The organism is Halorubrum tibetense (assembly GCF_042661865.1).
Taxonomy (GTDB): Archaea; Halobacteriota; Halobacteria; order Halobacteriales; family Haloferacaceae; genus Halorubrum; species Halorubrum tibetense.
In genome coordinates, this window is sequence record NZ_JBHSWW010000711.1 from 1 (window position 1) to 537 (window position 537).

The window sequence follows — 537 nt, forward strand, 5'->3', positions numbered from 1 at the left end:
TACAAAAGGCGATAGCAGAAAATGCATTATCCCAGCGTCGGTTGGATAGCTACAGAAAATTACAGCGCGAGCAGGCGCTCAACACTGCCACCCTTGCCGAGAAGCGCGCTAAAGATAAAGCCTTTGGCAAAATGATTGGCAAGGTGCAGAAGCAATCGCGCCACCATAAAAAAGGTTACTAACCGTTTTGTTGGCGTGTGACTCGATCTTTGGCGTGCTGAATATGCGCGCTTAGGCCATCTACTTTATTTATTAACCGTTGAACCGCGCGAAGATAAAGCCAATCGGAATGATCAGATGATCGATAAACACGCAGACAGACCACCGCCAGTGTCGCTGTTAGACGCCTTTTATTACTGGCTAAAGTTGGGCTTTATCAGCTTTGGTGGGCCGGCGGGTCAAATCAGTATGATGCACCAGGAGTTGGTGGAAAAACGCCGTTGGATTTCCGAGCATCGGTTTCTGCATGCGCTCAATTACACCATGGTGCTACCCGGCCCAGAGGCGCAACAGTTAGCCACCTACATTGGTTGGTTA

2 protein-coding genes are annotated in these 537 nt (G+C 49.3%); both read left to right on the forward strand.

Features of this window, described 5'->3' with window-relative positions:
• Positions 1-182: hypothetical protein (locus ACFQEU_RS17880; protein ID WP_379784348.1), on the forward strand; the 182-nt coding region annotated here is incomplete at its 5' end.
• Between the two features lie 148 nt (positions 183-330).
• Positions 331-537, forward strand: a 207-nt coding sequence (locus ACFQEU_RS17885) for a chromate transporter (protein ID WP_465261195.1), incomplete at its 3' end; no start/stop codon positions are given.